The organism is Pantoea sp. B623 (assembly GCF_024814475.1).
Taxonomy (GTDB): Bacteria; Pseudomonadota; Gammaproteobacteria; order Enterobacterales; family Enterobacteriaceae; genus Pantoea; species Pantoea ananatis.
Genome location: NZ_JANUXM010000004.1, coordinates 3,554,231 through 3,580,067 on the forward strand (window position 1 = coordinate 3,554,231; position 25,837 = coordinate 3,580,067).

Sequence of the window (25,837 nt, forward strand, 5' to 3'; positions counted from 1 at the left end):
TCAGTGCAGCGGCGCGTCGTGGATGCGCCCGCAGAGTTCGTCCATCACCACCTGGCCTAAAAAGCTCAGGCACGGGGCGGCCTTCAGCGGCCCGGCGGTCAGCAGGTCGTCGAGCAGCGCGCAGGCAATCTCCAGCCCGTGCGTCCGGCCGTGCTGGCGCAGGTAAAAGCCCTCCAGTTCGGTCTCAATGGCGCGCTCCAGGCGGGCCAGTGTCAGGCCGCAGTGGCGCTTCTGCTCACGGCACAGGGTGAGCCAGGCGCAGGCCACGGCGCGGCGTGACAGCGCGGCGCGCAGCTCAGGGGACAGGTTGCGTGCGTTCATGCGCTCACCTCCCCGTTCATCCAGCCGTCGCGGCAGCGGGTCACCACGTCATCCAGCTGGCCGGTGATGAGGAACAGCAGCGAGGCCAGCTGTGCGCTGTCGGCAGGCTCCGGCGGGGTGCAGCAGTCGCGCAGGGCCGCCGCGTCACAGGCCAGACGCCCGGCGTTGCGCAGGTGCTCCAGGCGGGCGAGGTCGTCAAGCGTAATGGTGGCGTGGTTCATGCGCGCACCTCCGCAACCGGCAGGCGGGCAGCAAAGGCCAGTACGTAGTCGCGGGCGAGCAGCTGGCGGGCGGCGCGTTCGGTGGCGGCGGTAGTACGAAGCATCTGCACGCGGGCGTGACGCTCACAGCGGTGCACGGCGGCAAACACAAAGACAAATTCTGAATGAGGGGAAGTCGGGACGGTAGCCATAAGGGCAGTCTCCAATGTTAGTAGCATACAGCTACCACCGGAAACGCCAATTTCACTGGTGGTAGCCCAGACGGGGTTGGCGTAACCGGCAACATTGGAAACCGGCGCTTCGTGAGAAGCCCCCGCCTGAGCCACCATTACACGGACGGCACAACGGATACAGGACCGTCGCCCGAAAAATGGGTGCATCAGAGCACAGACACAAAAAAAGACGCAAGGCGCGTCTGGTGTCGCCAACGTTGTATTCAGGACGCCAATCCCGGCTGCCGATTTTGCGACAGCAGAGACAATGTACCAGGGAAGGCCCCCGGCGCGCAAGCCGGGGAAAGCAGGAAAATGCAGCATGACGGACAGTCTCAGCGGTGGGTGAAGGTCATGTCGCACGGCCCTGACTCCGGGCGGCGATGCGTTCGTTCATCCAGGCGTTCACCTCGCTGGCCGCCCACGCGACGTTCTTGCCGCCCAGTGAAATCTGCGCGGGAAAGGCGTCGCGGCTGATGAGGTCGTAAATGGTCGAGCGGGACAGGCCACAGACGTGAATGACCTCCGGCAGGCGCATGAAACGCTCCTGAAGCGGCGGCGCGTAAGGGGCTGACGGAGCCGCCGGGGCGGAAGATGGTGCGGTTAAAGCGGTGTGCATGGGCTACCTCTCGTTGATTCCATACAGAGCCGGGCGGGTGCGTCCGGCATCGGGCAGCTCTTTATTCTGAGTAAATTTCTTACGGAATCAACAAGTGAAATTTGTCTGGCGGCTCATACGCCGGGCGCAACTTTTGTGCGGTTTGCCAGTGTTTGCCTCTGTTTGCCATATATTGACATATAGTGACATTTTGATTTTTTCCAGTAACGAAAGGGGATAAATAAGGGTCTTTATATGGATATTTATTATAAGTGGTGCAGGGTTTTAACCGTCACCGGGGGTGAAGGATGGTGAACAGTGGGTGAAGGATGCTTTTTAAACTGTTCACACTCTAATTTACTGTATTACTTATCTTTTTCTTTCTGGTGAAGAATAGTGAAGGATTTATATAAAACTAAAAGCTGAGCAGTGGGTTTCGTGAGACCTTTCCCTGGCTCGCCAGAAGAAGGGCTTTTTGTCTGAGTCGTCACACAATGTCATCCGGTGGCACCGCCTGTGCCAGCCCCGGCACAATTGACTTACTGAAAACGACCACACAGGAAGCCGACATGACCGACACCGCTTTATCCCTTCCCGCCGCCACGCAGGCCGCGCTTGATAAGGTCAGCACCGCAAAGGCGGCATGGCTTGAGGCCCGCCGCGTGCAGGCCGCCGCCGCTGAAAATGCAGAGACCATCCGCCAGCGCCGTGCGGAAACCGAAGCCACCGCGAACGCACAGAACGACGAGTGGCGCGCCCTGTTCCGCGACAGCAGCGGAGCCATGACGCCGGAAATGCGCGCGCTGCGTACCGAAATCGCACTCAACCGCGAGACGCTGGAGGAGTTCGATGCGCTGCTGGCCTCCCACGCCGAAGAAACGGCCCGCCTGCCTTTCGAGACCGCCGACCGGGCGCAGGAGTACATCAGCGCCCACAACAGCCTGGTGGAGCTGCGCGCCATGCAGCTCTGGCAGGACTTCATGCGTGACCACGGCCAGCCGCTGATTCAGACGCTGAGCCTGCTGCACATCACGCTGGGCCGTCAGGCCGCGCTGGTCACCGGCGTGGTGGACTCCGTGAACGACCCCGACAGCGTGCTGAAAAACTTCATCAAGCGTCACATCACTGAACCGGCCGTTTCCGGTGAGGCCATGCCCGACAGCGACCCGGTGTTCCGCCTGTGCGGCGTGTCTCCCGACGCCACCGCCAGGGCTGACGCGGGCCGCACCCTGTCACCGGCCGCCCGTCACAAGGCCAGAATCCGCCTGGAGTCAAAGCAGAAGGAAAACCGCTGATGGCCCTGAAATGTCCCGAATGCGGTCAGGTGGCCCACACCCGCACCAGCGCCTACGAGGCCCCGTCCGTCAAGCGCACCTGGTATCAGTGCCAGAACCTCGACTGCTCCTGCACGTTCACCGCGCTGGAGAGCGTCGAGAAAATCATTATGAAGCCCAACAGGTCCGTGGCGGCAGAGCCGGAGCCGGAAAGTGATGCGCCGGTACGCCAGCCGCAGACTCTGGGCCGCTACGGCTCCGCCTGCACCCGTAAAGACCGCCACGCACAGCCCTGACAGAGAGGAAAAGACATGACACAGAAGCAGATGACCGACGAAGAGATTAAGGCAACCGGCCAGTACGTGGGTCAGCTTGTGGCACGGAGTCAGAAGCCGCTTAAGGATGCGGGCTGGCTCATGAAGCTGCCCGAAGATGAGTTAGCAGAACAGAGCGCCGCGCTGGCGAAAAGCCTTCCGGCTGGCTGGCTGCCCCGCATTCAGGAACTCCAGAAAAAAATGATGGAATGGCTGGAGGCCAAAAAGGCCGAAGCCGCCGCCAGGGAGAGCGTTGAGGCGCTGCGCCAGAGCCAGGCACAGACGGAACAGGCAGGCCAGGATAACCGGGCGCGCTTTCGTGAGCTGCTGGAGCAGAACGGCGGCACCGTCACGCCGGAGATGAAGGCGCTGCGTGCGGAGTATCTGGAGCAGCAGGAAACGGCGACCGAGCTGGCCGGGCTGATTACCCAGAGGGAAAAGCAGTTGCCGGGGCTGGCCGACGTGACCGGGCAAAAGGCTCACGCTTACATTACCTGCCATGAGCGCATTATGGACGAGCGCATCGATGCGCTCATTGACGAATTTTTTATCTTCCACGCCATTGAGCTGACCAGCCTGCTCAGAATGAAGTACAGCCAGTTTGAACGGTATGGCTCACCCCATGCGCCGGGTGTGCTTGAAGGGGCAAACGATGCAGACACGCTGTACCGTGGATATATTATGAATCTGATGCTGAGCTGGACAAATACAAAGCTGCCGCTGATGTTCCGTGATGATGTCATCAGCCTTGCCGGTCCCTACCCCTTCAGGGGTGCCGGAACTGACCGGCGTAAGCGTAAACGGTTCCCAGGCCAGAAATAAAAAAAAACCACAGCCCGGCACCTGCCGGGCTTTTTTGCGTCTTCTACGCGAGTGCATGTCTATGCTGCATGAAAACGCATGAGTCTCAGGCACCCAAAAGTGGCAGCAAAGGCCAGCAGCGGCGCGGCTCGGAGCCTCTCATGCAGGTGCATGAAAACCGCTACATGAAGTGCGCAGGCGTGGCGGGGCTACGAGAGCGCGCTGGCGGTCATAAGCGCATTCATTTTCTCGATCTGGGCAAGTCTTAATGATAAGCGGATTCATTTGGATAACAATGGTTACTACAAGTGAGTTTGAGGCAATGGCAAGGCTATGAGGGGTGTTAGTGAGGAGTAAAAAGCGTCACTTGGAGGTAGTAGGAGTCATTCATTTTAAAAGACAAATAGTTTTTTTCTGAATCATTTAATACGTTTCCCATACATTCGCTTGGCATACGCGGCTGATGTGTAAGTGGCATTGCGCCGAGATAAGCAATATGCATAATGAATGAGAAATCAAATATATCACTTAGAAGTGAATGTTATAAAAAATAAATAGTAAGAATAAAAGCATATTGATATTCAATAATTTTTGGAAAATAAGATGCAGTGCGCGCGAAAATTAATATTTATGGCTTATATCTGAGGGGGTAAAATGGATATTCAAGAAAATAAAGAGAAAATAAAGCTCCAGTTTGATATTATAAAGAGAACTGATGGTTATATTGCTACTACAAACAACAAGGCGGCTTTGCTCTTGGCTGCAAACGCTGCAAGTTTAACTGTAATTTCAAATAAGATTGAAGGGTTTAATGGGCTGTTTCTAAATAATTCTCACTATAACTTATTTTTTTGTGTGATGGTTTTTTTAATTTCTTCGTTTATAGCTTTTTCTGTTATCTATTCTTTGCGAAGCATTGTCCCGAAAATGAAGGCAATAAATAAATCTAATGAGGTGAGTAATTCACTTATTTCATTTGTTTTTATAGAGAGTGAAAGCGGTTATGATGAATATTTTAGAAAATATAATAGCGAGAGTGATGAAGGTTTATTGCGGGATATGTGTACCCAAAGCTATATCTTGGCAGGAATTGCTAAGGAAAAGTTCTTGTTATTTACTAAGGCAGTTAGATATTTGAAGTGTGCATATTTTTGTATTGGCTTTCTTTGTTTATTAAAATTTGTTGATTTTGCAAATGGAGTTCTATTATGAGTTTGAAAGATATTACGGAGAAAAACTTTAAGGGTGTAAGAAATACATCATTAAAAAAAAGAATGGCTATGGATGGTGATTCTTCAGTAGGTGTTGAGAGTTGGAGTGAGGAAGCGGTAGTCATTACCGAGTCCTTTTCAACAAGCCCTAATAATTTCTCAGAGTATGATTATCAGCGTGAGATTAGGCCTCTATTTGATAAGCCTGGATTAAACGAACATAAGATTGGTACTCATCCTGAACTTACAATGCTAAATGGTCTTAGTACAACGCATAACCAATATATTGTAACGATGTTTATTGATATACGTAAAAGCTCACGCCTATCACTTCTATTGCCACTAGAACAAGCCTATATTGTTAAAAACAGAATACTTCAAGCCTGCATTGACATCGTTCGAGCACTAGACGGTTATCCTCATCGACTTATGGGGGATGCTTTAATGGCTTTCTTCGGTAGATCTGATGTAAGCAAAGAGAATGCAATAGCTGATGCAATAAATGCTGCATCAACACTCAGATTGATTTTGAAGGATTATATATTTCCATCATTGAATGAGGATCTCGGTACTGTAATTGATTTAGGGGTTAGAATTGGTTTGGATTATGGTTCAGAAGATGAAGTTATCTGGGGAAACTTTGGTTTAGGAGAATCGTGTGAAGTAACAGCATTAGGGCTTCCAGTAGATATGACAGCGAAGTTACAGCAATTAGCAGACAAAAACACAGCTATGTTAGGCCAAGGAGTTTTAGATTATGTGGATTTTCCTCTCGATTATACTATGTCAAAATTTAAAGCAGGACGAGAGATAGAGTTTATAGAACCGAATATAACAGATAAAGAAGGTAAGGCTATAGATAGGCGAATTAGATTATTAAATATGGATAAATATCAAAGCTTGTTACCTTTTAAGTTAAATGATAAAAAAATGTCCGCGCAAACTTTATACCCTAATCATTTTCTTTTTGGGTGTTATGTTGATGAAGGTGGTCAAGAAATAGAATATAAGTCGTTATCTCGGTTTTTACCTAAAGAAAAAAAATTAATATTTAAATTAAAGATTTACCCAGGCTTGAGTGATCTTAATATTATTTTTTGCAAAAAAAATCATGGAGAAGAAGCTAAGAACAACCTATCCGAAGATTATACTGTTCGTGTTGAAAATGGAAATTTGATTAAGGTTGATAACGCATATAGAGTAAATTTAATGCAGGATGATGATGGTTTAATTTTAACTCTATCAGAAGGGACGTCATTTAGAGGACTACATACGATGGAGGTCATTATTCGGGGGCGTACGGCAGCTATTTTTTATCGTAATATCATTGGGGTGTATATCTTATAAAGACAATGGCAGTGTTTACACTGCCTATGAATTAGATACATGGTTTCCCCACCAATCCATAAGTTCTTTTCTCCGTTCAAGATAAGTTGAGCGATTATAAGCTCTTCTGACTTCATTTTTATCACTATGCGCTAATGCTGCCTCAATGACATCAGAATTAAAACCTTCTTCATTTAAAGCAGTACTCGCAATTGACCTCAGGCCATGTGCGACCAATTTCCCGCCATATCCAATCCGTTTTAGCGCAGCATTAGCAGTTTGGCTATTCATCGGCTGCTTTGGGTCATTCCTGCTAGGAAAAACATGTTCACGATGAGCACTGATAGGCTTCATTGCTTCTAGAATATCTAATGCTTGAGGTGATAAAGGAACAATATGTTCTCGTTTTGCCTTCATGCGTTTGGCTGGGATTATCCAGAGCTTGGCATCGAGATCGATCTCTGCCCATCGTGTACCAGAAGCCTCAGAGGGGCGTACAAGGGTCAAGAGTTGCCATTCAATCAGGCAACGAGTGGGAACGGATAGATTCGACATCACCAGTGAACGTATAAGCTTCGGCAATTCTTCCGGCCTTAATGTAGGCATATTTTGCTTTTTGGGTTTTTCAAAAGCCATACCTATCCCAGACGCAGGGTTAACATCAATCAGCCCGATATTAACTGCATAAATCAAAATCTCATTAATTCGCTGAACCATACGGCGGACGGTTTCAAGAGCACCACGGGCCTTGATCGGCTCCAATGCTTCAACGAGCTTGCGGGCTTTGATTTCCTGAACCGGAATCTCGCCAATGGCAGGAAAAACGTCTCTTTCAAGAGAGCGCCAAATGTCCTTCGCGTAATCCGGCGTAACGCTGGCCTGTTTCAAAGTAAACCAGTTAGCCGCCACGGTTGAGAAAATGCTATCTAAGGCAATCTGCTGCTGTTCTGTGGCCTGTTCTGCCTGAGCTTGTGGGTCAATGCCGTTTGCTAACAACGAGAGGTATTCAGCGCGTAGGCGTCGGGCATCAGCCAGCGACAGAGCAGGGAAGGCACCCAGGCCCATCATGGTGCGCTGCTTTGTCGCTGGCCTTTGATAACGGAAACGCCAAAGCTTCTTTCCTGTGGTTTTCACCACCATAAAAAGTCCGTCGCCATCATGCAGCGTCAGATCTTTATCAATGGCTTTGGAACGAAGTATTTCTGTGTTGGTGAGAGGGCGCGTAGTCCTTGCCATGCGGAGCTTTCCTGCGTTAATTGGTATACGTTATTGGCATACATTCTACCGTATACCAATTCGTATACCAATTATCACCGGATTTTGCCGGCTTTGCTCGGACTATTACAGACACAAAAAAGCCCGCAGGGCTTGTGCCATGCGGGCTTTCAGGATTTCACCGGACGTATCCGGATCATTATGTGGTGGAGCTGGCGGGAGTTGAACCCGCGTCCGAAATTACTACACCGTCGGCACTACATGCTTAGTACAGTCTTTACATTCGCCGGTCAGCTGCGGACAGACACGCCACTAACAGACTAGCCTGATTCAGTTTAACGCTTCAACCCCAGGCAAGGCATCCACGCGATCTCTTTTGGGTTTGACCTCTCTTGATCCCCGTCCTAAGAGCGGAGGCTAGGGAGAGAGGGCTCTAAGCAGGTTATTAAGCTGCTAGTGCGTAGTTTTCGTCGTTTGCGACTATTTTTTTGCGGCTTTTTACGAGGCCAACCGCCCCTCGGCATGCTCCTAAGGCTTCACAATCCCGTCGAATCCAGAATCAGCCCCAGAACTTCAAATACTAGCAAAAAAGCGTATCGAAATCCAGTGTTTAACGATTGGCGTTCTTCATGATACGCGCTTTATCCATTTGCCATTCGCGATCTTTGATATCATTGCGCTTGTCGTGCTCTTTCTTACCGCGAGCAACGCCAATCTTTAGCTTACACCAGGCGTTCTTCCAGTAGAGCGACAGCGCCACAACGGTATAGCCTTCGCGGTTCACACGGCCGTAAAGTGAGTCCAGCTCACGCTGCTTTAACAGCAGTTTACGGCTGCGGGTAGGATCGCAGACCACGTGCGATGAGGCTACCGCAAGCGGTTGAAAAGTGGAGCCGAACAGATAAGCTTCACCATCACGCAGCAGAATGTAGCTGTCGCTGATGTTGGCTTTACCTGCACGGAGTGATTTAACTTCCCATCCCTGTAGCGACAGGCCGGCTTCGAACTCTTCTTCAATGAAGTATTCGTGGCGGGCGCGCTTGTTCATGGCAATGGTGGCAGAACCGGGTTTGTGTGCTTTTTTCTTTGTCATAATGCCGCGTATTTTACATCACTTGGTCGGTTATCGCATCCCCAGTCCAGCGGGGCAGCAGGAAACAGGGTATTCTAGCACACCATGGCAATGAGGAATTTTTGTTTAATCGCTGAAAATGCTATTATTTAGCGGTTTTGTGACGAACAGGAACCATTATGGCTCAGATTAGTCGTTCGGCGCTTGTCCCCTTTAGCGCCGGACAAATGTACCAACTTGTAAATGATGTGGATGCTTACCCGCAATTCCTGCCGGGCTGCACCGGAAGCCGCGTACTGGATGCCTCAGAGAATCAAATGACGGCTTCAGTCGATGTGTCGAAAGCGGGCATCAGCAAAACGTTTACCACCCGAAATACGCTGACCGACAACCAGAGCATTCATATGCAACTGGTCGATGGGCCGTTCCGTAAGCTCACCGGCGGCTGGCGCTTTGTCGATCTCGGGGATGATGCCTGTAAGGTCGAGCTGAGTCTGGAGTTTGAGTTCACCAACATGCTGGTCGAAATGGCATTTGGTCGAATCTTCAAAGAGCTGGCCAACAGCATGGTGCAGGCCTTTACCCAGCGCGCCAAAGAGGTTTACAGTGCCTGATATCTCTGTCGAGGTGGTGTACGCCCTGCCTGAAAAACAGTATCAGCATTACGTAAAACTGGAAGAGGGCAGCACGGTTGAGCAGGCTATCCGCAAATCAGGCTTGCTGGAACTGCGGCCTGAAATCGATCTCGCCAGCAACAAGGTGGGGATTTACAGCCATCCGGTAAAACTGAGCGATACTGTACAGGAAGGCGACCGGGTTGAGATCTATCGCCCGCTGATTGCCGACCCGAAAGAGCTTCGTCGTCAACGAGCAGAGCGCGCGGCAAGCAGTAAAAAATAATCTCTCGGTTCGATTTCTGAGCATGAAAAAGGCGCTGATTAGCGCCTTTTTACGTTCTGTCTTTTACGTTCGCTCTTACTGCGTTCGATGGTGCTAAGTCGCCTGTCGGTAACGACCCTGGCTTCCTGGATTAATTATCCTGTGAAGAAGACAGCGCGGGCTTGTTATCGATGTTGGTCAGTACGCCGCTACGGTCAAAGGTCAGGGTCAGCGTTTGCTGTTTCACCTTCTCGTGGCCTGGCTCCTCACGGAAGACGTAGTACCAGACATTGCTGCCAAAGGGATCTTTCATCATTGGCGTACCCAGCGTATAGGCAACCTGCTGCTGAGTCATACCGGTGTGAATCTTGGCAACATCGTTAGCAACCAGATAGTTGCCCTGATTGATATCGGGGCGATAAACAACGCGCTCTAAAGTGGAACATCCGGCGGTCATCATTAACATTACCACTGCCGCGGCAGTCAGCGTTTTACAGCGCATCTATACATTCCTTTTCCGGGGCGAAACGCCTTTTACAGGCTGTTCTTCTGCCATCAAATTCTGAACTCTGCCTGCGGCAGGCTTTATTATTCAGGCGACATTAGCTGTCGATGATAATAAACCTTTTCGCTATTGGAAACCTCTACAGAGCATGCATATGACCACGCTGTGGTAAAAAAGTGCGTATCAGGCCGCTAAAAGTTCTTTCGCGTTAGCCAGTGTGTTGCGGGTGACCTCGCTGCCGCCCAGTAACCTCGCCAGTTCCTGCAGGCGTGCGCGCTTATCCAGAGGCTGCATATGCGTTTCTGTCATTTCGCCATCGGTTTCCTTGCTGACAAAGAAATGCTGATGGCCACAGCCCGCAACTTGCGGCAGGTGGGTTACGCACATCACCTGGGTAGATTCGCCCAGCTGACGCAACATTTTACCCACTACCGCAGCCGTCGGACCGCTAATCCCCACGTCAACTTCGTCGAAAATCATCGCCGGCGTTTCCATTTTCTTCGCGGTGATAACCTGAATCGCCAGCGCGATACGCGACAGCTCACCACCCGAGGCGACTTTCCCCAGCGGTTGCAACGGCTGTCCGGGGTTGGTTGTTACCTGAAAATCAATGCGGCTGGCGCCGTCGGCGGTCAGTTGCTCCGGGTTAAAAATCAGCTCAATGGCAAAGCGGCCGTGCGGCATCGAGAGCAGATGCATGCTTTGGGTAATCAGCTGCTGTAGCTCGTTGGCATAAAGGGTGCGTTGCGCATGCAGTAGCTCCGCGCACGCCAGGGCTGCCTTGTAGTGTTCGGTTACCAGCGTCTGCAGGCTTTCCTGATCGCTTTCCTGCTGTGACAGCAGTTCCGCTTCATCGAGTAGTTGCTGGTGCACGGCGGGCAGGCCCTCTGGTGCCACATGGTGCTTGCGGGCCAGGGCGATTTGCCGGGAGATACGCTGTTCCAGCTCATAGAGGCGGTTCGGATCCAGATCCAGACTGTCGCAGTAGTGACGCAGTTCGTCACTAGCTTCGCTCAGCTGAATGGCGGCTTCTTCCAGCAGGTTATAAACGCCGCTGACCTTGTCATCCATCGCAGTGAGTTCAGACAGCATCTGACGCGCGCTGTACAGCATGCTGTTCAGATTGGTGTCGTCACTGTCGGCTAACAGCTGCAGCGCCTGCTGGCTGGTCGACAGCAGTTGACCGCTGTTGGCCAGGCGTTTGTACTCTTCGTCAATCTGCTCAAATTCCCCTGCCACCGGCGCAAACTCGTTCAGCTCTTTAAGCTGGTACTGCAACAGCTCACGGCGGGATTCCCGCTCCTGCGCCTGTTGCTGATGCTGCGCCAGCGTGCGGCAGCTCTGGTGCCATGTCTGATAGGATGCCCGCATCTGAACGAGCAGGTCGTCATGACCGGCGTAGGCATCCAGCAGGTGCTTTTGATGATCGGGTTTGAGCAGCAGCTGATGGGCATGCTGGCCGTGGATTTGGATCAGCAACTGGCCCAGATCGCGTAACTGCGAGAGAGGAACGGCCGTACCATTGATAAAGCCGCGTGAGCGACCATCGGCGCTGATGACGCGGCGCAGCAGGCACTCGTTGCCGTCGTCGAGATGATTATCGCTCAGCCAGCGCTGGGCAGACGGCGACGCTTTAATTTGAAAGCGCGCACACAGGTCAGCACGGCTGGCCCCCTGACGCACCATGTCCGCATCGGCGCGACCGCCGAGGCACAACCCAAGCGCATCGATAGCAATAGACTTACCTGCACCGGTCTCACCGGTGATGGCGGTCATACCGCGTTGGAAATCAATGTCGAGCTCACGAACGATAGCGAAATTGCTGATGGTCAGTTGTGCCAGCATAGCGTCACCTGTATGAATAAACACATATGGTTTTTCATACAGTATAAACTGGTTTTTTATCCAGTAAAGAGGGCGCGCTCATTTTCAGAACAATTTTTTTGACCAGCCCAGTTTTGAACTCAGCGTATTGAAATAACTGTAATTTTTAGGATGGATAAGGTTGAGATGATTTTCGCTACGGCGAATCAGCACATCTTCTCCTTCCTGGATAGGCAGCGCAATCTGGCTGTCACAGCTGATCTCAAGGTCGTTACGCCGTGCCGAGAAACGCAGCCGAATCGTACTGCTGCTGTTGATCACCAGCGGGCGCGCCGACAAGGTGTGCGGGAACATGGGCACAATGGTAATGGCGTCCAGAGAGGGCGTTAAAATCGGGCCGCCCGCTGAAAGCGAATAGGCGGTGGAACCGGTAGGCGTGGAAATAATCAGGCCATCGGAACGCTGCGAGAAGGCAAAGACTTCGTCGATGTACACTTCAAACTCGATCATGTGCGCGACTTTGCCCGGATGCAGCACCACTTCATTGATGGCGCTGCCAATACGCGGGGAGCAATCCGTCTTGCAGACCTGCGCTTCCAGCAGAAAGCGGCTTTCGACAAAATAGTTGCCGTTCAGCACTTCATCGAGCTGGTGATGGGCGTTATCGGGGTCAAGATCGGTTAAAAACCCTAAATTACCGCGGTTAATGCCAATCACTTTTATGTCATAACGCGCCAGTACTCTGGCGGCACCTAACATATTGCCGTCGCCGCCCACCACCACGGCCAGATCGGCCTGTTGGCCAATCTCAGCCAGCGTACCGGTCTGAACATCCCCCAGCGACAGTTCCTGTGCAATCTGCTGTTCAACGATAACGGGATAGCCTTTGGCAGTCAGCCAGCGACACAGCATCTCATGTGTAGTGAGCGCGGTAGGATGGCGTGGATGGCCCACAATACCAATGCAGTTAAAGTGTTTGTTCATCGAGTGGGTGTTCCTCATAAGCCAAATCGGCACGATGATGTGACGTGTTCCCTTGAATCCGTCAAACCAATCCCCATAATAAGCCAACCAGCGACGTGAATGTGCAAAACGCGGAGAAATTCATGAGTAGTAAAGAACAGAACACCCCAAACGAGCAAGTCTCAGACGAAATTCAACAGGATCAACACCAACCTCAGGACGCGGAGACAGCAGTAGAGGTGGATCCGCGTGATGAGCGCATCGCTCAGCTTGAAGCTGAGTTAGCCCAGTTGCAGACGGGCGTGCGTGATGCGCAGCTGCGTGCGCAGGCAGAAATTGAAAACGTTCGCCGCCGCACCGAGATGGATATTGAAAAAGCGCACAAGTTTGCGCTGGAGAAGTTTGCCAATGAGCTGCTTCCGGTGATCGATAGCCTGGAACGTGCACTGGAACTGGCCAACAAAGAAGACGAGAAGTCTGCCTCTATGGTTGAAGGCATTGAGCTTACGCTGAAATCCCTGCTGGGCGCGGTGCGTAAATTCGGTGTTGAAGTGGTCGGCGAAACCGGTGTGCCCTTTAATCCTGAAGTGCACCAGGCGATGTCGATGATGGAGTCTGAGGATGTCGAGCCTAACCACGTAATGATGGTCATGCAACGCGGTTATACGCTTAACGGCCGCCTGCTGCGTCCGGCCATGGTTGCCGTGGCGAAAGCGAAAGCCTGATTACTGTCTTACCCTGCAAACGGCCGCGCTCTGACGCGGCCGTTTGTGATTATGGCGTTTACTCAGGTAATACCGGCGTCCAGTTAATCGGCGTTTTACCGGCATCGCGTAACAGCGCATTGGTTTGGGAAAAATGCTGGCAGCCAAAGAAGCCACGATGCGCGGAAAGCGGGGAAGGGTGCGGCGCCTGCAGCACGTGATGGCGCTGGCGATCGATAATGCTGCCTTTCTTCTGGGCGTGCGAGCCCCACAGTAGAAAGATCACGCCTTCACGCTGTTCATTGATAGCTTTAATCACCGTATCGGTAAAGGTTTCCCATCCCAGCCGGGCGTGAGAGTGCGCTTTACCGGCTTCAACGGTCAGTACGGTGTTCAGTAACATCACGCCCTGTTCCGCCCAGCTTGCCAGATAACCATGGCTGGGCCGCTCAAACCCCGGAATGTCCTGCTGCAGCTCTTTATACATGTTCTGCAGTGACGGCGGCGTCTGCACGCCCGGTAGCACAGAGAAAGCCAGCCCGTGTGCCTGGTTCGGGCCGTGATAAGGGTCCTGCCCCAGAATCACGACGTTAACGTCACCTAATTCGGTTAAGCGAAACGCGTTAAACACATCTTTCTGTGGCGGATAAACCGTTACGCCTGCGGCCCGCTGATTCGCGACATGCTTCAGGGTTTCAATGAAGTAGGGTTTTTCTTTCTCTTCGGCCAGCACGTCGTGCCAGGTCAGCTTTTCAGCCATGATCAACTCCCTTGTATTTCGAACCCTAAGCTTAGCGTTTCAGTCTTCAGACATGAAGCCCAAAAATTTTTGAAGAATTAAACAAAATTTTCTTAAGACGGGTTTTTAAAATCAAAAGCTTACCAGGGAGGCGATAAAACGCCCGGCGGTAATTGATGCAGGTCAAAACTATGGCAGACATCGGGTGGTATACCAACAGCTCAAATTGACTGAGTCACGGTGTAGACGAAGGTCGCACCTTGCAGGAGGGATTGAAATGATCACAGGTATTCAGATTACCCAATCGAGTAATCCGGCGTTAATTAACTCTTTCTGGCTGCTGGACGAAGAAAAAGCCGAAGCGCGCTGCCTCTGTGCCGTTGCAGGCTATCAGGAGGATCAGATTGTGAAGATTGGAGAGTTAGGCGACGTGGCTTACCGCGACGTGCCGGTTGAGGTGAAACCTCAGGTTCGCGTAGAGGGCGGTCAGCATCTCAACGTCAACGTATTGCGCCGCGAAACGCTGGAAGATGCCGTGAAACATCCCGAAAAGTATCCCCAGCTGACGATCCGTGTTTCAGGCTATGCCGTGCGCTTTAACTCACTGACCGCGGAACAGCAGCGCGATGTGATTGCCCGTACCTTTACTGAAAGTTTGTAACGGATCGGGCGCTGAAATAAAACGCAGCGCCTGTCTGCGAAATTTATAAATGTTAACAACATGATAGATTTTATTGGGTAAGCGCGCGTTTGGGCTGGCAGGCCAGCGTCACCTATTCGATGCTAAAATCACGCTAAACGCGTATTTACAGGCCTTATAAAAACAAAAATCGCCTCACTGGAGGCGATTTTTTTAAGTCCGTGCTGATTTATTCCGCACTCTCGCTGCCCGGCGTACTGCCGCTCGGCTTGCGACGCTTGCCCACGTTTTTGAGGTCACGGTGACGCTTTTTAACCCGCGGTTTCTCTTCTTCTTTCGCTTTTTTCTCTGCACGCTTGGCAAGCGCCTTTTTCGACGGTTTTCCCGTCGTTTTCGCCGAAGGCGCGCGCGTAACAGGACGCAGCTCGTCAATCACCCGGGCTTTAATCGGTTCATCAACGTAGCGGCTGACTTTACCGAGCAGCAGATGGTCGTGTGCTTCAACCAGCGAAATCGCGATACCTTTACGACCGGCCCGGCCAGTACGGCCAATGCGGTGCAAATAGGTGTCAGCGGTGCGCGGCATATCGAAGTTGATGACGTGGCTGACATCGTCGACGTCAATACCACGTGCGGCAATATCGGTCGCCACCAGCACATTGACGCGCCCCTCGACCAGGCGTTTAATCGCCTCATTGCGCTTAGCCTGCACCATTTCACCTTCAAGGTAGCTGGTGCGGATACCGGCATCATGCAGCCAGCTGACCAGCTCGTGCAGACGTTCACGCTTGCGCACAAACACAATTGAACGGGTCACTTCCGGCTGCTTTAACAGATGAACCAGCAGCTTTGTCTTGTGCTCAAGATCGTCGGCGCGGTGATACCACTGCTGGATCTTCTTACGCTCGCGACGGCTGGGATCGGCTTCCAGTTCAACCGGTTCATTCAGCAGACGCTCTGCAAAATCCTTGATATGCTCGCCTTCCAGCGTGGCAGAAAACAGCATCGTCTGTTTGCGCCAGCGCGTTTCGCCCGCGATGGTTTCAATATCCTGAGCAAAGCCCATGTCCAGCATGCGGTCGGCTTCATCGAGGATCAGCGTTTCAACGGCGCGGCAGTCAAAGTTTTCTTCTTTAATGTATTGCAGCAGACGACCGGTGGTGGCAACCACGACATCCTGATTTTCGCTAAACACTTCAGCGTGGTTCATGAAGGCCACGCCGCCAGTGATGGTGGCGATATCCAGATGCGTGTGTTTCGCCAGTTCCCGTGCCTGGTCGGCAACCTGCATGGCCAGCTCACGGGTTGGCGTTAAAATTAAAATACGCGGCGGGCCAGACTTCTTGCGCGGAAAATCGAGCAGGTGCTGCAACACCGGTAATAAATACGCGGCGGTTTTCCCGGTCCCGGTAGGTGCCGAACCCAGAACGTCGCGGCCCTCCAGCGCGGGGGGAATGGCAGCAGCCTGAATTGCTGTCGGGCGCGTATAGCCTTTCTCCTGCAGCGCTTCAAGCAGGCTTTCGTCGAGTTCAAGTTCGGAAAATGTGGTTACGGTCATGTTCTACCTCAGTTTGGGGCGCTGATTATAGACAGATCGAACATAATCTTCATCTGTTTATCGGTATTGACTGCGCCAGATTACGTCAACGGCGTGAATTCCCCAACCCACCACGTTACACTTACGCCTTGCCGTACGGCAGGATAAAAGGTGAATGGTCGCTGAGTATGATGCAGGACAAGCCGCAGGCGCGGCCACAATTAAAAAAGAACGGTTTTACCTTCAAGCAGTTTTTTGTTGCACATGACCGCTGTGCGATGAAGGTCGGCACAGATGGTATTTTGCTGGGCGCATGGGCACCGGTCGCCGGGGTGAAGCGGATTCTCGATATCGGCACCGGTTCGGGCCTGATAGCCCTGATGCTGGCCCAGCGTACTCCGTCGAATGTCGACGTGGATGCCGTAGAGTTAGATCCGGACGCCGCACAGCAGGCGCATGAAAACATCCAGCAGTCGCCGTGGGCAGCGCGAATGCAGGTTCATCAACAGGATATCGCCCAGTGGGCTGAAAACTGCGAAGCGCGTTACTCGCTTATCGTCAGTAATCCTCCTTACTTTGATCCCGGTGTAGCCTGCGCAACCCCGGCAAGAGACAGCGCACGTGCCACTGGTTCATTAGATCATCAGACGTTATTGCGCTGTGCGGCCGCGCTGATCGAAGAAGAGGGGTTTTTCTGTGTGGTCTTACCCGAAGCGACAGGGCAGCAGGTTATCGCGCTGGCACAGGCTGACGGCTGGCACTTACGCTTTCGTTTTGATGTAGCAGAGTACGCACATCGTCCCCCGCATCGGGTTCTGCTGGGCTTTTCCCCCAGCCCCGGCGAAACCCTGTTTGAGCGGCTGGCTATTCGCGATGCAGACAGGCAGTACTCAGACGCCTGGCAAAGCCTGACGCGTGACTTCTATTTGTTTATGTCCTGACCCGGTTGCAGCACGGTAGGCTGGGCCTCAGGGAGCAAATCCGGATAGTCGCGGATAAAATGCAGCCCGCGGCTCTCTTTTCTCTGTAGTGCACAGCGCACCATCAGCTCAGCCACCTGCACCAGGTTACGCAGCTCCAGCAGGTTATTGGACAGGCGGAAATGATGGTAATACTCGTCTATCTCCTGTTGCAGCAGGGTAATGCGGCGCAGTGCCCGCTCCAGCCGCTTGGTGGTGCGGACAATGCCCACGTAATCCCACATAAACAGCCGCAGCTCATGCCAGTTATGCTGAATCACCACCCGTTCATCGGCATCATCCACCTGGCTGTCGTCCCAGGCCGGCAGGTTATCAACGGCTTCGACCTCCGGTAAAATACGCAGCAGATCCTCTGCTGCCGACCAGCCATATACAAGGCATTCGAGCAGCGAGTTGGAGGCCATGCGATTGGCACCGTGCAGGCCGGTGTAGCTGACTTCACCGATGGCATACAGGCCGTTGATATCCGTACGGCCCTGCGCGTTGACCATGACGCCACCGCAGGTGTAGTGCGCGGCAGGCACCACCGGGATCCTGTCTTTGGTCAGATCGAAACCAAAGGTCAGCAGTTTTTCGTAGATCATCGGGAAGTGTGAACGCACAAAGGCTTCAGGCTGATGGCTGATATCCAGATACATACAGTCAACGCCAAGGCGTTTCATCTCGTGATCGATGGCGCGGGCGACAATATCGCGCGGCGCCAGTTCAGCGCGCGCATCGAAGTCGGGCATAAAACGCGAGCCGTCCGGCCGCACCAGCCAGGCGCCTTCGCCGCGCAGTGCTTCAGTGAGCAGAAAGTTTTGTGCCTGGGGATGAAACAGGCAGGTCGGATGAAACTGGTTAAACTCCAGATTAGCCACGCGACATCCCGCCCGCCAGGCCATCGCAATGCCATCACCGGAGGCGATATCGGGGTTAGTCGTGTACTGATACACTTTGGCCGCGCCGCCCGTCGCCAGCACCACGGCACGTGCGCGGCAGGTCTCAACCCGTTCACGATTACGGTTCCAAATCCAGGCCCCGGTCACCCGGCGCGGGCCCGGCAGGCCGAGCTTATCCGAAAGAATCAGATCCACCGCGTTGGTGCGCTCGAGAATGCGGATATTGGGATGATGCAACGCTTTGCCTACCAGCGTGGTTTCCACTTCGCGACCCGTCGCATCCGCGCTGTGCAGGATACGGCGGTGGCTGTGGCCGCCTTCACGCGTCAGGTGATAGCGCATCTCGCCTGCAGCCTGCGGATCGGTATCAAATGCCACGCCGTTATCAATCAGCCATTGCACGCAGTGCCGCGCATTGCTGGCCACAAAGGAGACGGCGGCCCGATCGCATAAACCTGCCCCCGCGATCAGCGTGTCTTCCACATGTGAATCAATGCTGTCGGTTTCGTCAAAAACCGCCGCAATCCCGCCTTGCGCATACAGCGTCGAGCCTTCATTGACCTGCGCTTTGCTTAATACGGTGACCTGATAATGCTCTGCCAGACGCAATGCCAGCGACAATCCCGCTGCACCGCTGCCGACGATAAGGACATCACACTGATAATCAGAGGAAGAGAAAGTTGTCATAGTGTTTAATTTACTAAACAAGAATGGACCGAGCATAAGCGTTTGGACATTTTTTGTGAAGTATTTTGAACATAAACGCGGCAATATGCGTGTCTGAAAATTAATTCATTAGTGATATCAAGAGGTTAATGTTTTGCAGGTTTAAATCGGGTTTTTTATACCAAACTTAATCGATTACAAGGATTTAAAGATGAAAAAGCTGTTGTCATAGGTTACTCTGCCTGCGATTTGCGCGCGTTACACTGAACGAAAATGAACAAACTGTGTGATTTTGCCGCAAAGTGGCTTAAAAGAGGCCGAGAGTGAACTTTTTGCCACGCAATGACTCAAAGCGCATGCTTGCTCAATAGCGGTGTGCTGGCAGTTCCTTAACGCATAAGAAAGTATTTGGGGAGACATTACCTCGGATGAGCGAGCAGTTAGCGGACCAGGTTCTTGTTGAACGGGTTCAGAAGGGGGATCAAAAGGCGTTTAACTTACTGGTAATTCGTTACCAGCATAAAGTGGCGAGCCTGGTCTCACGATATGTCCCTTCAGGCGATGTGCCTGATGTCGTTCAGGAATCATTTATTAAGGCTTATCGTGCGCTGGACTCGTTCCGGGGCGATAGCGCGTTTTACACCTGGCTGTATCGTATAGCAGTGAATACAGCAAAAAATTATTTGGTCGCTCAGGGGCGTCGTCCGCCTTCCAGTGATGTTGATGCAATTGATGCTGAAAACTTCGAAAGTGCGGGCGCATTGAAAGAAATTTCGAACCCTGAGAACTTAATGTTGTCAGATGAACTGAAACAAATCGTCTTTCGTACCATCGAGGCGCTTCCTGAGGACTTGCGAATGGCAATTACCCTCAGGGAACTTGACGGTCTGAGCTATGAAGAGATCGCCGTCATTATGGATTGCCCGGTGGGCACGGTCAGGTCCCGTATCTTCCGTGCACGTGAGGCCATTGATAATAAAGTTCAACCGCTTATCCAACGTCAGTGATAACGGCTACTGGAAGGGTATTAGGCATGCAGAAAGAAAAACTTTCCGCTTTAATGGATGGTGAGGCTTTAGACAGTGAGCTGTTTTCAGCGCTGTCTAAAGACGCAGAATTACAAAAAAGCTGGGAACGCTACCATCTTATCCGCGATACCATGCGCGGTGACGTGGGCGAGCACCTGCATTTTGACATTGCTGCACGCGTCGCTGCTGCGATTGAAAAAGAGCCTCAGCGCAACGTCACAACCTTGATCCCCGAAGCACAGCCCGAACCTTCTCGCTGGGAAAAAATGCCGTTCTGGCATAAAGCTCGCCCGTGGGCGGCACAGATTACCCAGGTTGGTGTCGCCGCCTGTGTTTCCCTGGCTGTTATCGTTGGCGTTCAGCACTATAACCAACCGGGTAGCGGCAGCGTCGAAAGTTCTGATTCGCCGGTCTTCAACACCTTACCTGTCATGGGTAAAGCCTCTCCCGTGAGCCTTGGCGTGCCATCGGATGCCTTTGGCAACGGTAATGCGACTCAGCAGGTGCAGGATCAACGTCGTCGCGTGAATGCCATGCTGCAGGACTATGAACTCCAGCGTCGCCTGCATGCGGATCAGCTGCAGTTCGAAACCAATGCGCCTAAACAAGCGCAGGCCAATGTCCCTGGTAATCAGTCATTAGGAATGCAGCAGCAGTAATGAAGCCGCTATGGTATGCCGTCAGCCTTCTGGCAGGCAGCCTGTTGTGGTCATCTGCCGCCCCAGCGCAGGTTTCTGCGTCTGGGGCGTTATTGCAGCAGATGGAGCAGGCAAGCCAGACCCTCAACTACGAATTCGCCTACATTAACGTTTCCCGCCTTGGCATGGAATCTCTGCGCTATCGTCATGCGGTTATCGACGATCGCGTTTATGCGCAGGTGCTGCAGATGGACGGTCCGCGTCGTGAAGTGATTCAACGCGGCAACGACATCAGCTATTTTGAACCTGGCATTGAGCCTTTCTCGCTACCGGGCAACCACATTGTGGATGCGCTACCGTCCATTATTTATGCTGATTTTAGCAAGCTGGATACCGCCTACGATTTTATCACCGTGGGCCGTTCACGCATTGCCGACCAGATGTGCGACGTAGTACGCATCGTTTCACGCGATGGCACGCGCTACAGCTACGTTGTCTGGCTGGACGTGGATACCAAGCTGCCGCTCCGGGTCGATTTGCTTGACCGGGATGGTGAAACGATGGAGCAGTTTCGCGTTATCAGCTTCGCGGTGGACGATGGCGTTCGCAATCTGATGCAGGGGCTGGAGAAAGCGAATTTGCCGCCGTCGCTGTCGTTAACTAAAACCGATAACGTTTCGTTAGACTGGCAGCCCGCCTGGCTCCCCGCTGGCATGACGCTGGTCTCGCAAAGTCGTCGCACCATTCCCGCGTTAAATAAATCGGTTGAATCACGGCTCTACAGCGATGGCCTGTTTAGCTTTGCGGTCAATGTCACTCCGGCAGATAAAAACAGCACCGCACAGACATTGCGCACGGGACGTCGTACGGTGCAAACCGTAATACGCGATAATAACGAAATTACGGTCGTCGGCGAACTACCGCCCGTGACGGCCAAACGTATCGCAGACAGCGTCGAATTCGGGGCAAAAAAATGATGAGAGAATGGGCCACTGTGGTGGCATGGCAGGATGGCATCGCCACGCTGCACACTGAAGCTAAAACGTCCTGCAACAGCTGTCAGGCACGTAAAGGCTGCGGTAGCCATATGCTGAATAAGCTGGGGCCAAAGAACGCGCACGTGATGCAGATCGCCAGCAGCAAGCCGTTGACGCCGGGCCAGCGTGTTGAACTCGGTATCAAAGAGAGCAGCCTGCTGGGTTCCGCGCTGCTGGTTTATATGACGCCTCTGTTTGGCCTGTTCCTGTTTGCCGGCCTGTTTCAGGCGCTGTTTGGTAGCGACCTCGCGGCGGCCTGCGGCGCTCTGTTAGGCGGCGTGGGAGGCTTTATCGTGGCCAAAGGTATTTCGATGAAATTTGGCGATCGCGAGGCATTCCAGCCCGTTATTTTGAACATCGCTTTGCCGCCGGATGCACTGCGCGTTGAAAGCGAAGCCTGATCCTCACTCAAGCCGCACTTGCTGCGGCTTCTGTCATTATGGCGCCTCGCCAAAAACTGTTTCGCTTCCACAACGTTCCATTCTTTTATGCGCGGCCTTAACAGTGTAATATGCGTCGTCATTAATGAGGCTGACAGGATTGTGGGTTAAGAGCGATCTTCCTGAATGTGTCTGTGCTCAGGTTTCTAACTGATTCTCTACGTGAAGATATTCCTATAAATGAAGCACATAAGAAATTTCTCCATCATCGCCCATATTGACCACGGTAAATCCACGCTCTCTGACCGCTTAATTCAGATTTGCGGGGGATTAACCGATCGCGAGATGGCCGCGCAGGTTCTTGACTCAATGGACCTGGAGCGTGAACGTGGCATTACTATTAAGGCGCAGAGCGTAACGCTCGATTACAAAGCAAAAGACGGCGAAACTTACCAGCTCAATTTCATCGACACGCCGGGACACGTTGACTTCTCGTATGAGGTTTCCCGCTCACTGGCCGCCTGTGAAGGCGCACTGCTGGTGGTTGATGCCGGACAGGGCGTTGAAGCACAAACCCTGGCCAACTGCTACACCGCGATTGAGATGGATCTGGAAGTAGTGCCGGTGCTGAATAAGATCGATTTGCCAGCCGCCGATCCCGATCGTGCCGCGCAGGAAATCGAAGACATCGTAGGCATTGACGCGACCGACGCCGTGCGTTGCTCAGCCAAAACTGGCGTGGGCGTACCTGAAGTGCTGGAGCGTTTAGTTCGCGACATCCCGGCACCAGAGGGCGATCCGGATGCCCCTTTGCAGGCGCTGATTATTGACTCCTGGTTTGATAACTACCTCGGCGTTGTATCGCTGGTGCGCGTGAAAAACGGCACTATGCGCAAAGGCGACAAAATCAAGGTGCTGAGCACCGGGCAGGTCTACAATGCTGACCGTCTGGGTATCTTCACGCCGAAGCAGGTTGACCGTACCGAGCTGAACTGCGGTGAAGTCGGCTGGCTGGTGTGTGCCATCAAAGACATTCTTGGCGCACCCGTGGGCGATACGCTGACCACGGCACGCAACCCTGCGGATAAAGCCTTACCCGGCTTTAAAAAAGTGAAGCCGCAGGTTTATGCCGGTCTGTTCCCCATCAGTTCTGATGATTACGAAGCGTTCCGTGATGCGCTGGGCAAGCTGAGCCTGAACGATGCCTCGCTGTTCTACGAGCCAGAAAGCTCAACGGCGCTGGGCTTTGGTTTCCGCTGTGGCTTCCTTGGGCTGCTGCACATGGAGATCATTCAGGAACGTCTGGAACGCGAATACGATCTGGATCTGATTACGACCGCGCCGACGGTGGTGTACGAAGTGGAAACCACAAGCGGTGAAGTCGTCTACGTGGACAGCCCTTCGAAGCTGCCACCGCTTAATAATATTGAAGAGCTGCGCGAACCGATTGCCGAGTGTCATATGCTGCTGCCGCAGGAATACCTGGGCAACGTCATCACGCTGTGCATCGAGAAACGTGGCGTTCAGACCAACATGGTTTACCACGGCAACCAGGTGGCGCTGACCTATGAGATTCCGATGGCGGAAGTGGTTCTCGACTTCTTTGACCGTCTGAAATCAACGTCTCGGGGTTATGCCTCACTGGACTACAATTTTAAACGTTTTCAGGCCTCTGACATGGTGCGCGTTGACGTTCTGATTAACTCAGAACGTGTTGATGCGCTGGCGCTGATTACCCACCGTGAAAACGCACCTTACCGTGGACGTGATCTGGTTGAGAAAATGAAAGAGCTCATCCCACGTCAGCAGTTTGATATTGCGATTCAGGCGGCAATTGGCAACCACATTATCGCTCGCTCAACCGTTAAACAGCTACGTAAGAACGTACTCGCCAAGTGTTACGGCGGCGACGTCAGTCGTAAGAAAAAGCTGTTGCAGAAGCAGAAAGATGGTAAGAAGCGAATGAAGCAGGTCGGTAACGTTGAGCTGCCGCAGGAAGCATTCCTCGCCATTCTGCATGTCGGAAAAGACAGCAAATAAGGATCTCAAATGGCTAATATGTTCGCCCTGATACTGGCGATAGCGACGTTGATTACCGGCATTCTTTGGGTGATCGATCGTATTAAGTGGGCACCAAAGCGCCGTGCGTTGCAGGCGGCGGCGCAGGCGCAGGCGGGCGGAACACTCGACAGCAAAGCGCTGGCGAAGATGGCCCCTAAGCCGGGCTGGATTGAAACCGCCGCATCGGTGTTTCCGGTGCTGGCCGTGGTGTTCTTTGTGCGCTCGTTTGTTTATGAGCCATTCCAGATCCCGTCCGGCTCTATGATGCCAACCCTGCTGATTGGTGACTTTATTCTGGTCGAAAAGTTTGCGTATGGCATTAAAGATCCCATTACGCAAACGACGCTGATCCCTACCGGGCATCCAAAACGGGGCGATATCGCGGTGTTTAAATACCCGAAGGATCCCAGCCTGGATTACATCAAGCGCGTGATCGGTCTGCCTGGCGATCGGGTGACCTACGATCCGTACAGTAAAACGCTGACCATTAATCCGGCCTGCGATAACGGCAAGCCTTGTAGCAAAGCGCTACCCGTCACCTATAGCAATATTGAACCCAGCAAATTTGTTCAAACGTTTAGCGGGTTTGATGGTAACGAAGCGGGTAATGGTTTCTATCAGCTACCGCTGAATGACACCATGCGGGGGGGATTACGTCTGGCGACGCGCAAAGAAACCCTGGGCGACGTAACGCATGACATCCTGTTGGTGACAGAAGCACAAAGCCAGGCGAGCATGTACTATCAGCAGCCCGGCCAGCCGCAGGCCAGTTGGGTCGTGCCGCAGGGGCAATATTTCATGATGGGTGATAACCGCGATAACAGCGCCGACAGCCGCTACTGGGGCTTTGTTCCCGAGCGTAACCTGGTGGGTAAAGCGGTCGCCATCTGGATGAGTTTCGAAAAACAAGAAGGTCAGTGGCCAACCGGCGTACGACTCAGTCGTATCGGTGGTATCCACTAACCATAGCCTGACAGTCAGGTGAAAAGGGTGGCCCTCCAGGTGGGGGGCCACTGCACACCAAACAGAATGAGTTGGTTCTCCAGCCCTGTTTGGTATGCAGAGTGACAGACGCAAAACAGAACTGGAATCGCATGAACCCCATCTTGATTAACAAGCTTCAGCGCAAACTGGGCTACACTTTTACACATTCTGAACTTTTACAGCAGGCCCTGACCCATCGAAGCGCCAGCAGTAAACATAACGAACGTCTTGAGTTTTTAGGCGATTCCATTCTCAGCTATGTGATTGCTAACGCGCTCTATCACCGTTTTCCACGCGTGGATGAAGGGGATATGAGCCGTATGCGTGCTACCCTGGTCAGGGGAAATACGCTGGCAGAGATGGCGCGCGAGTTCGATTTGGGAGAATGCCTGCGTTTAGGCCCCGGTGAATTAAAAAGCGGGGGCTTTCGCCGTGAGTCCATTCTGGCGGACACCGTCGAAGCGCTGATTGGTGGCGTTTTCCTCGACAGTGATATTCAGACGGTGGAAAAACTGATCCTCGACTGGTATCAGACGCGCCTGGACGAAATCAGTCCGGGTGACAAACAAAAAGATCCCAAAACGCGCCTGCAGGAGTATCTGCAAGGCCGGCATCTGCCACTACCCAGTTACTTAGTCGTGCAGGTACGTGGCGAAGCCCACGATCAGGAATTCACCATTCACTGTCAGGTGAGTGGCATGGCAGAACCGGTGGTGGGCGTAGGCTCCAGCCGCCGTAAAGCCGAACAAGCAGCCGCCGAACAGGCGCTGATTAAACTTGGTCTGGAATAGTATTATCCCGGCGCTTTAACCGGCGCTAAAACCTC

Annotated in this window: 30 protein-coding genes and 1 other RNA gene; 18 read left to right on the forward strand and 13 right to left on the reverse strand. The window is 52.8% G+C overall.

The genetic code is table 11. The features are described from left to right. Genes NXS97_RS18515 through NXS97_RS18530 form a run of 4 tightly spaced genes read right to left on the reverse strand, consistent with a single transcriptional unit; the run spans nt 1 to nt 1,373 of the window. Entirely contained in the window at nt 1-321 is a 321-nt protein-coding gene (locus tag NXS97_RS18515) for a DUF5375 domain-containing protein (RefSeq protein ID WP_259232661.1), read from the reverse strand. Beyond that, nucleotides 318-542, reverse strand: coding sequence for a hypothetical protein (locus NXS97_RS18520; RefSeq protein ID WP_088900631.1), 225 nt, complete (start codon nt 540-542; stop codon nt 318-320). Before NXS97_RS18520 ends, NXS97_RS18515 begins: the two co-directional genes overlap by 4 nt. Further along, nucleotides 539-1,078 carry a host cell division inhibitor Icd-like protein gene (locus tag NXS97_RS18525; RefSeq protein WP_210515229.1) on the reverse strand — a complete coding sequence of 180 codons (540 nt, stop codon included), beginning with the start codon at nt 1,076-1,078 and terminating at the stop codon, nt 539-541. The genes NXS97_RS18520 and NXS97_RS18525 overlap by 4 nt, the downstream gene beginning before the upstream one ends. Before the next feature lie 28 nt (nt 1,079-1,106). After that, complete coding sequence (locus NXS97_RS18530) at nt 1,107-1,373, reverse strand: AlpA family transcriptional regulator (RefSeq protein ID WP_210515032.1); 267 nt, start codon at nt 1,371-1,373, stop codon at nt 1,107-1,109. Nucleotides 1,374-1,921: 548 nt separating this feature from the next. Between NXS97_RS18530 and NXS97_RS18535 the strand changes: the two genes are divergently transcribed. The 6 genes from NXS97_RS18535 to NXS97_RS18560 all read left to right on the forward strand — a co-directional run bounded on the left by NXS97_RS18535 (nt 1,922) and on the right by NXS97_RS18560 (nt 6,299). Further along, nucleotides 1,922-2,647: a septation initiation protein gene (locus NXS97_RS18535; protein WP_210515035.1), complete on the forward strand. Its 726-nt coding sequence runs from the start codon at nt 1,922-1,924 to the stop codon at nt 2,645-2,647. After that, on the forward strand, nt 2,647-2,922 hold the full coding sequence (locus NXS97_RS18540) for an ogr/Delta-like zinc finger family protein (RefSeq protein ID WP_210515038.1): 276 nt from the start codon (nt 2,647-2,649) through the stop codon (nt 2,920-2,922). Before NXS97_RS18535 ends, NXS97_RS18540 begins: the two co-directional genes overlap by 1 nt. 15 nt (nt 2,923-2,937) lie before the next feature. Next, nucleotides 2,938-3,762, forward strand: a complete 825-nt coding sequence (locus NXS97_RS18545) for a hypothetical protein (protein ID WP_210515043.1) — start codon at nt 2,938-2,940, stop codon at nt 3,760-3,762. A gap of 68 nt (nt 3,763-3,830) precedes the next feature. Further along, nucleotides 3,831-4,010 carry a hypothetical protein gene (locus tag NXS97_RS18550; protein WP_210515046.1) on the forward strand — a complete coding sequence of 60 codons (180 nt, stop codon included), beginning with the start codon at nt 3,831-3,833 and terminating at the stop codon, nt 4,008-4,010. Nucleotides 4,011-4,395: 385 nt separating this feature from the next. Beyond that, nucleotides 4,396-4,953, forward strand: a complete 558-nt coding sequence (locus tag NXS97_RS18555; RefSeq protein WP_210515049.1) for a Pycsar system effector family protein — start codon at nt 4,396-4,398, stop codon at nt 4,951-4,953. Beyond that, nucleotides 4,950-6,299 carry a nucleotide-binding domain-containing protein gene (locus tag NXS97_RS18560; RefSeq protein WP_210515052.1) on the forward strand — a complete coding sequence of 450 codons (1,350 nt, stop codon included), beginning with the start codon at nt 4,950-4,952 and terminating at the stop codon, nt 6,297-6,299. The genes NXS97_RS18555 and NXS97_RS18560 overlap by 4 nt, the downstream gene beginning before the upstream one ends. Nucleotides 6,300-6,323: 24 nt before the next feature. Here NXS97_RS18560 and NXS97_RS18565 read toward each other — a convergent pair whose 3' ends face one another. The 3 genes from NXS97_RS18565 to smpB form a co-directional block, all read right to left on the reverse strand. Further along, a complete protein-coding gene (locus NXS97_RS18565; protein ID WP_259232664.1) occupies nt 6,324-7,514 on the reverse strand; it encodes an integrase domain-containing protein in 1,191 nt (396 codons plus the stop codon). Between the two features lie 183 nt (nt 7,515-7,697). Further along, nucleotides 7,698-8,060: a transfer-messenger RNA gene (gene ssrA, locus NXS97_RS18570) on the reverse strand. Nucleotides 8,061-8,103: 43 nt separating this feature from the next. Beyond that, nucleotides 8,104-8,586 (reverse strand): SsrA-binding protein SmpB, encoded by a 483-nt coding sequence (gene smpB / locus NXS97_RS18575; protein ID WP_013026784.1) that lies wholly within the window; start codon nt 8,584-8,586, stop codon nt 8,104-8,106. A gap of 158 nt (nt 8,587-8,744) precedes the next feature. Here smpB and NXS97_RS18580 point away from each other — a divergent pair, with 158 nt between their 5' ends. Together NXS97_RS18580 and NXS97_RS18585 are read left to right on the forward strand one after the other, a co-directional pair. Further along, nucleotides 8,745-9,179 carry a type II toxin-antitoxin system RatA family toxin gene (locus tag NXS97_RS18580; RefSeq protein ID WP_013026783.1) on the forward strand — a complete coding sequence of 145 codons (435 nt, stop codon included), beginning with the start codon at nt 8,745-8,747 and terminating at the stop codon, nt 9,177-9,179. Beyond that, nucleotides 9,172-9,465, forward strand: a complete 294-nt coding sequence (locus NXS97_RS18585) for an RnfH family protein (RefSeq protein WP_013026782.1) — start codon at nt 9,172-9,174, stop codon at nt 9,463-9,465. The genes NXS97_RS18580 and NXS97_RS18585 overlap by 8 nt, the downstream gene beginning before the upstream one ends. Before the next feature lie 130 nt (nt 9,466-9,595). On the opposite strand, the gene bamE is transcribed toward NXS97_RS18585, so the two are convergent. From bamE to nadK, 3 genes are all read right to left on the reverse strand, one after another. Continuing rightward, nucleotides 9,596-9,946 (reverse strand): outer membrane protein assembly factor BamE, encoded by a 351-nt coding sequence (gene bamE, locus NXS97_RS18590; RefSeq protein WP_014605250.1) that lies wholly within the window; start codon nt 9,944-9,946, stop codon nt 9,596-9,598. A 186-nt stretch (nt 9,947-10,132) separates the two neighbouring features. Continuing rightward, complete coding sequence (gene recN / locus NXS97_RS18595) at nt 10,133-11,794, reverse strand: DNA repair protein RecN (protein WP_116219823.1); 1,662 nt, start codon at nt 11,792-11,794, stop codon at nt 10,133-10,135. 84 nt (nt 11,795-11,878) lie between these two features. Beyond that, nucleotides 11,879-12,757 (reverse strand): NAD(+) kinase, encoded by an 879-nt coding sequence (gene nadK / locus NXS97_RS18600; RefSeq protein WP_015699721.1) that lies wholly within the window; start codon nt 12,755-12,757, stop codon nt 11,879-11,881. Nucleotides 12,758-12,879: 122 nt separating this feature from the next. Between nadK and grpE the strand changes: the two genes are divergently transcribed. After that, a complete protein-coding gene (grpE, locus tag NXS97_RS18605) occupies nt 12,880-13,461 on the forward strand; it encodes a nucleotide exchange factor GrpE (protein ID WP_015699722.1) in 582 nt (193 codons plus the stop codon). A 58-nt stretch (nt 13,462-13,519) separates the two neighbouring features. On the opposite strand, the gene ung is transcribed toward grpE, so the two are convergent. Beyond that, on the reverse strand, nt 13,520-14,200 hold the full coding sequence (gene ung / locus NXS97_RS18610) for a uracil-DNA glycosylase (RefSeq protein ID WP_014594344.1): 681 nt from the start codon (nt 14,198-14,200) through the stop codon (nt 13,520-13,522). A gap of 256 nt (nt 14,201-14,456) precedes the next feature. Here ung and grcA point away from each other — a divergent pair, with 256 nt between their 5' ends. Next, nucleotides 14,457-14,840, forward strand: coding sequence for an autonomous glycyl radical cofactor GrcA (gene grcA, locus NXS97_RS18615; RefSeq protein WP_014605253.1), 384 nt, complete (start codon nt 14,457-14,459; stop codon nt 14,838-14,840). Between the two features lie 208 nt (nt 14,841-15,048). On the opposite strand, the gene srmB is transcribed toward grcA, so the two are convergent. Continuing rightward, nucleotides 15,049-16,377: an ATP-dependent RNA helicase SrmB gene (srmB, locus tag NXS97_RS18620; RefSeq protein ID WP_014594342.1), complete on the reverse strand. Its 1,329-nt coding sequence runs from the start codon at nt 16,375-16,377 to the stop codon at nt 15,049-15,051. Between the two features lie 167 nt (nt 16,378-16,544). Here srmB and NXS97_RS18625 point away from each other — a divergent pair, with 167 nt between their 5' ends. After that, nucleotides 16,545-17,297, forward strand: a complete 753-nt coding sequence (locus NXS97_RS18625) for a tRNA(1)(Val) (adenine(37)-N(6))-methyltransferase TrmN (protein WP_014605254.1) — start codon at nt 16,545-16,547, stop codon at nt 17,295-17,297. On the opposite strand, the gene nadB is transcribed toward NXS97_RS18625, so the two are convergent. After that, nucleotides 17,279-18,940, reverse strand: a complete 1,662-nt coding sequence (gene nadB, locus NXS97_RS18630; protein WP_019106769.1) for an L-aspartate oxidase — start codon at nt 18,938-18,940, stop codon at nt 17,279-17,281. The two genes, NXS97_RS18625 and nadB, sit on opposite strands and share 19 nt — an antisense overlap. Before the next feature lie 371 nt (nt 18,941-19,311). Between nadB and rpoE the strand changes: the two genes are divergently transcribed. The 7 genes from rpoE (at nt 19,312) to rnc (ending at nt 25,802) form a co-directional block, all read left to right on the forward strand. Then, nucleotides 19,312-19,890, forward strand: coding sequence for an RNA polymerase sigma factor RpoE (gene rpoE, locus NXS97_RS18635; RefSeq protein ID WP_006120509.1), 579 nt, complete (start codon nt 19,312-19,314; stop codon nt 19,888-19,890). 26 nt (nt 19,891-19,916) lie between these two features. Then, on the forward strand, nt 19,917-20,570 hold the full coding sequence (gene rseA, locus NXS97_RS18640; RefSeq protein WP_014594339.1) for an anti-sigma-E factor RseA: 654 nt from the start codon (nt 19,917-19,919) through the stop codon (nt 20,568-20,570). After that, nucleotides 20,570-21,526: a sigma-E factor regulatory protein RseB gene (rseB, locus tag NXS97_RS18645; protein ID WP_014594338.1), complete on the forward strand. Its 957-nt coding sequence runs from the start codon at nt 20,570-20,572 to the stop codon at nt 21,524-21,526. Before rseA ends, rseB begins: the two co-directional genes overlap by 1 nt. Continuing rightward, nucleotides 21,523-21,987, forward strand: coding sequence for a SoxR-reducing system protein RseC (rseC, locus tag NXS97_RS18650; RefSeq protein WP_013026770.1), 465 nt, complete (start codon nt 21,523-21,525; stop codon nt 21,985-21,987). The genes rseB and rseC overlap by 4 nt, the downstream gene beginning before the upstream one ends. A 219-nt stretch (nt 21,988-22,206) precedes the next feature. Then, on the forward strand, nt 22,207-24,006 hold the full coding sequence (lepA, locus tag NXS97_RS18655; protein WP_013026769.1) for a translation elongation factor 4: 1,800 nt from the start codon (nt 22,207-22,209) through the stop codon (nt 24,004-24,006). Between the two features lie 9 nt (nt 24,007-24,015). Beyond that, nucleotides 24,016-24,990, forward strand: a complete 975-nt coding sequence (gene lepB, locus NXS97_RS18660) for a signal peptidase I (protein ID WP_014594337.1) — start codon at nt 24,016-24,018, stop codon at nt 24,988-24,990. A gap of 131 nt (nt 24,991-25,121) precedes the next feature. Next, nucleotides 25,122-25,802 (forward strand): ribonuclease III, encoded by a 681-nt coding sequence (gene rnc, locus NXS97_RS18665; protein WP_014594336.1) that lies wholly within the window; start codon nt 25,122-25,124, stop codon nt 25,800-25,802. Nucleotides 25,803-25,837 lie beyond the last annotated feature (35 nt).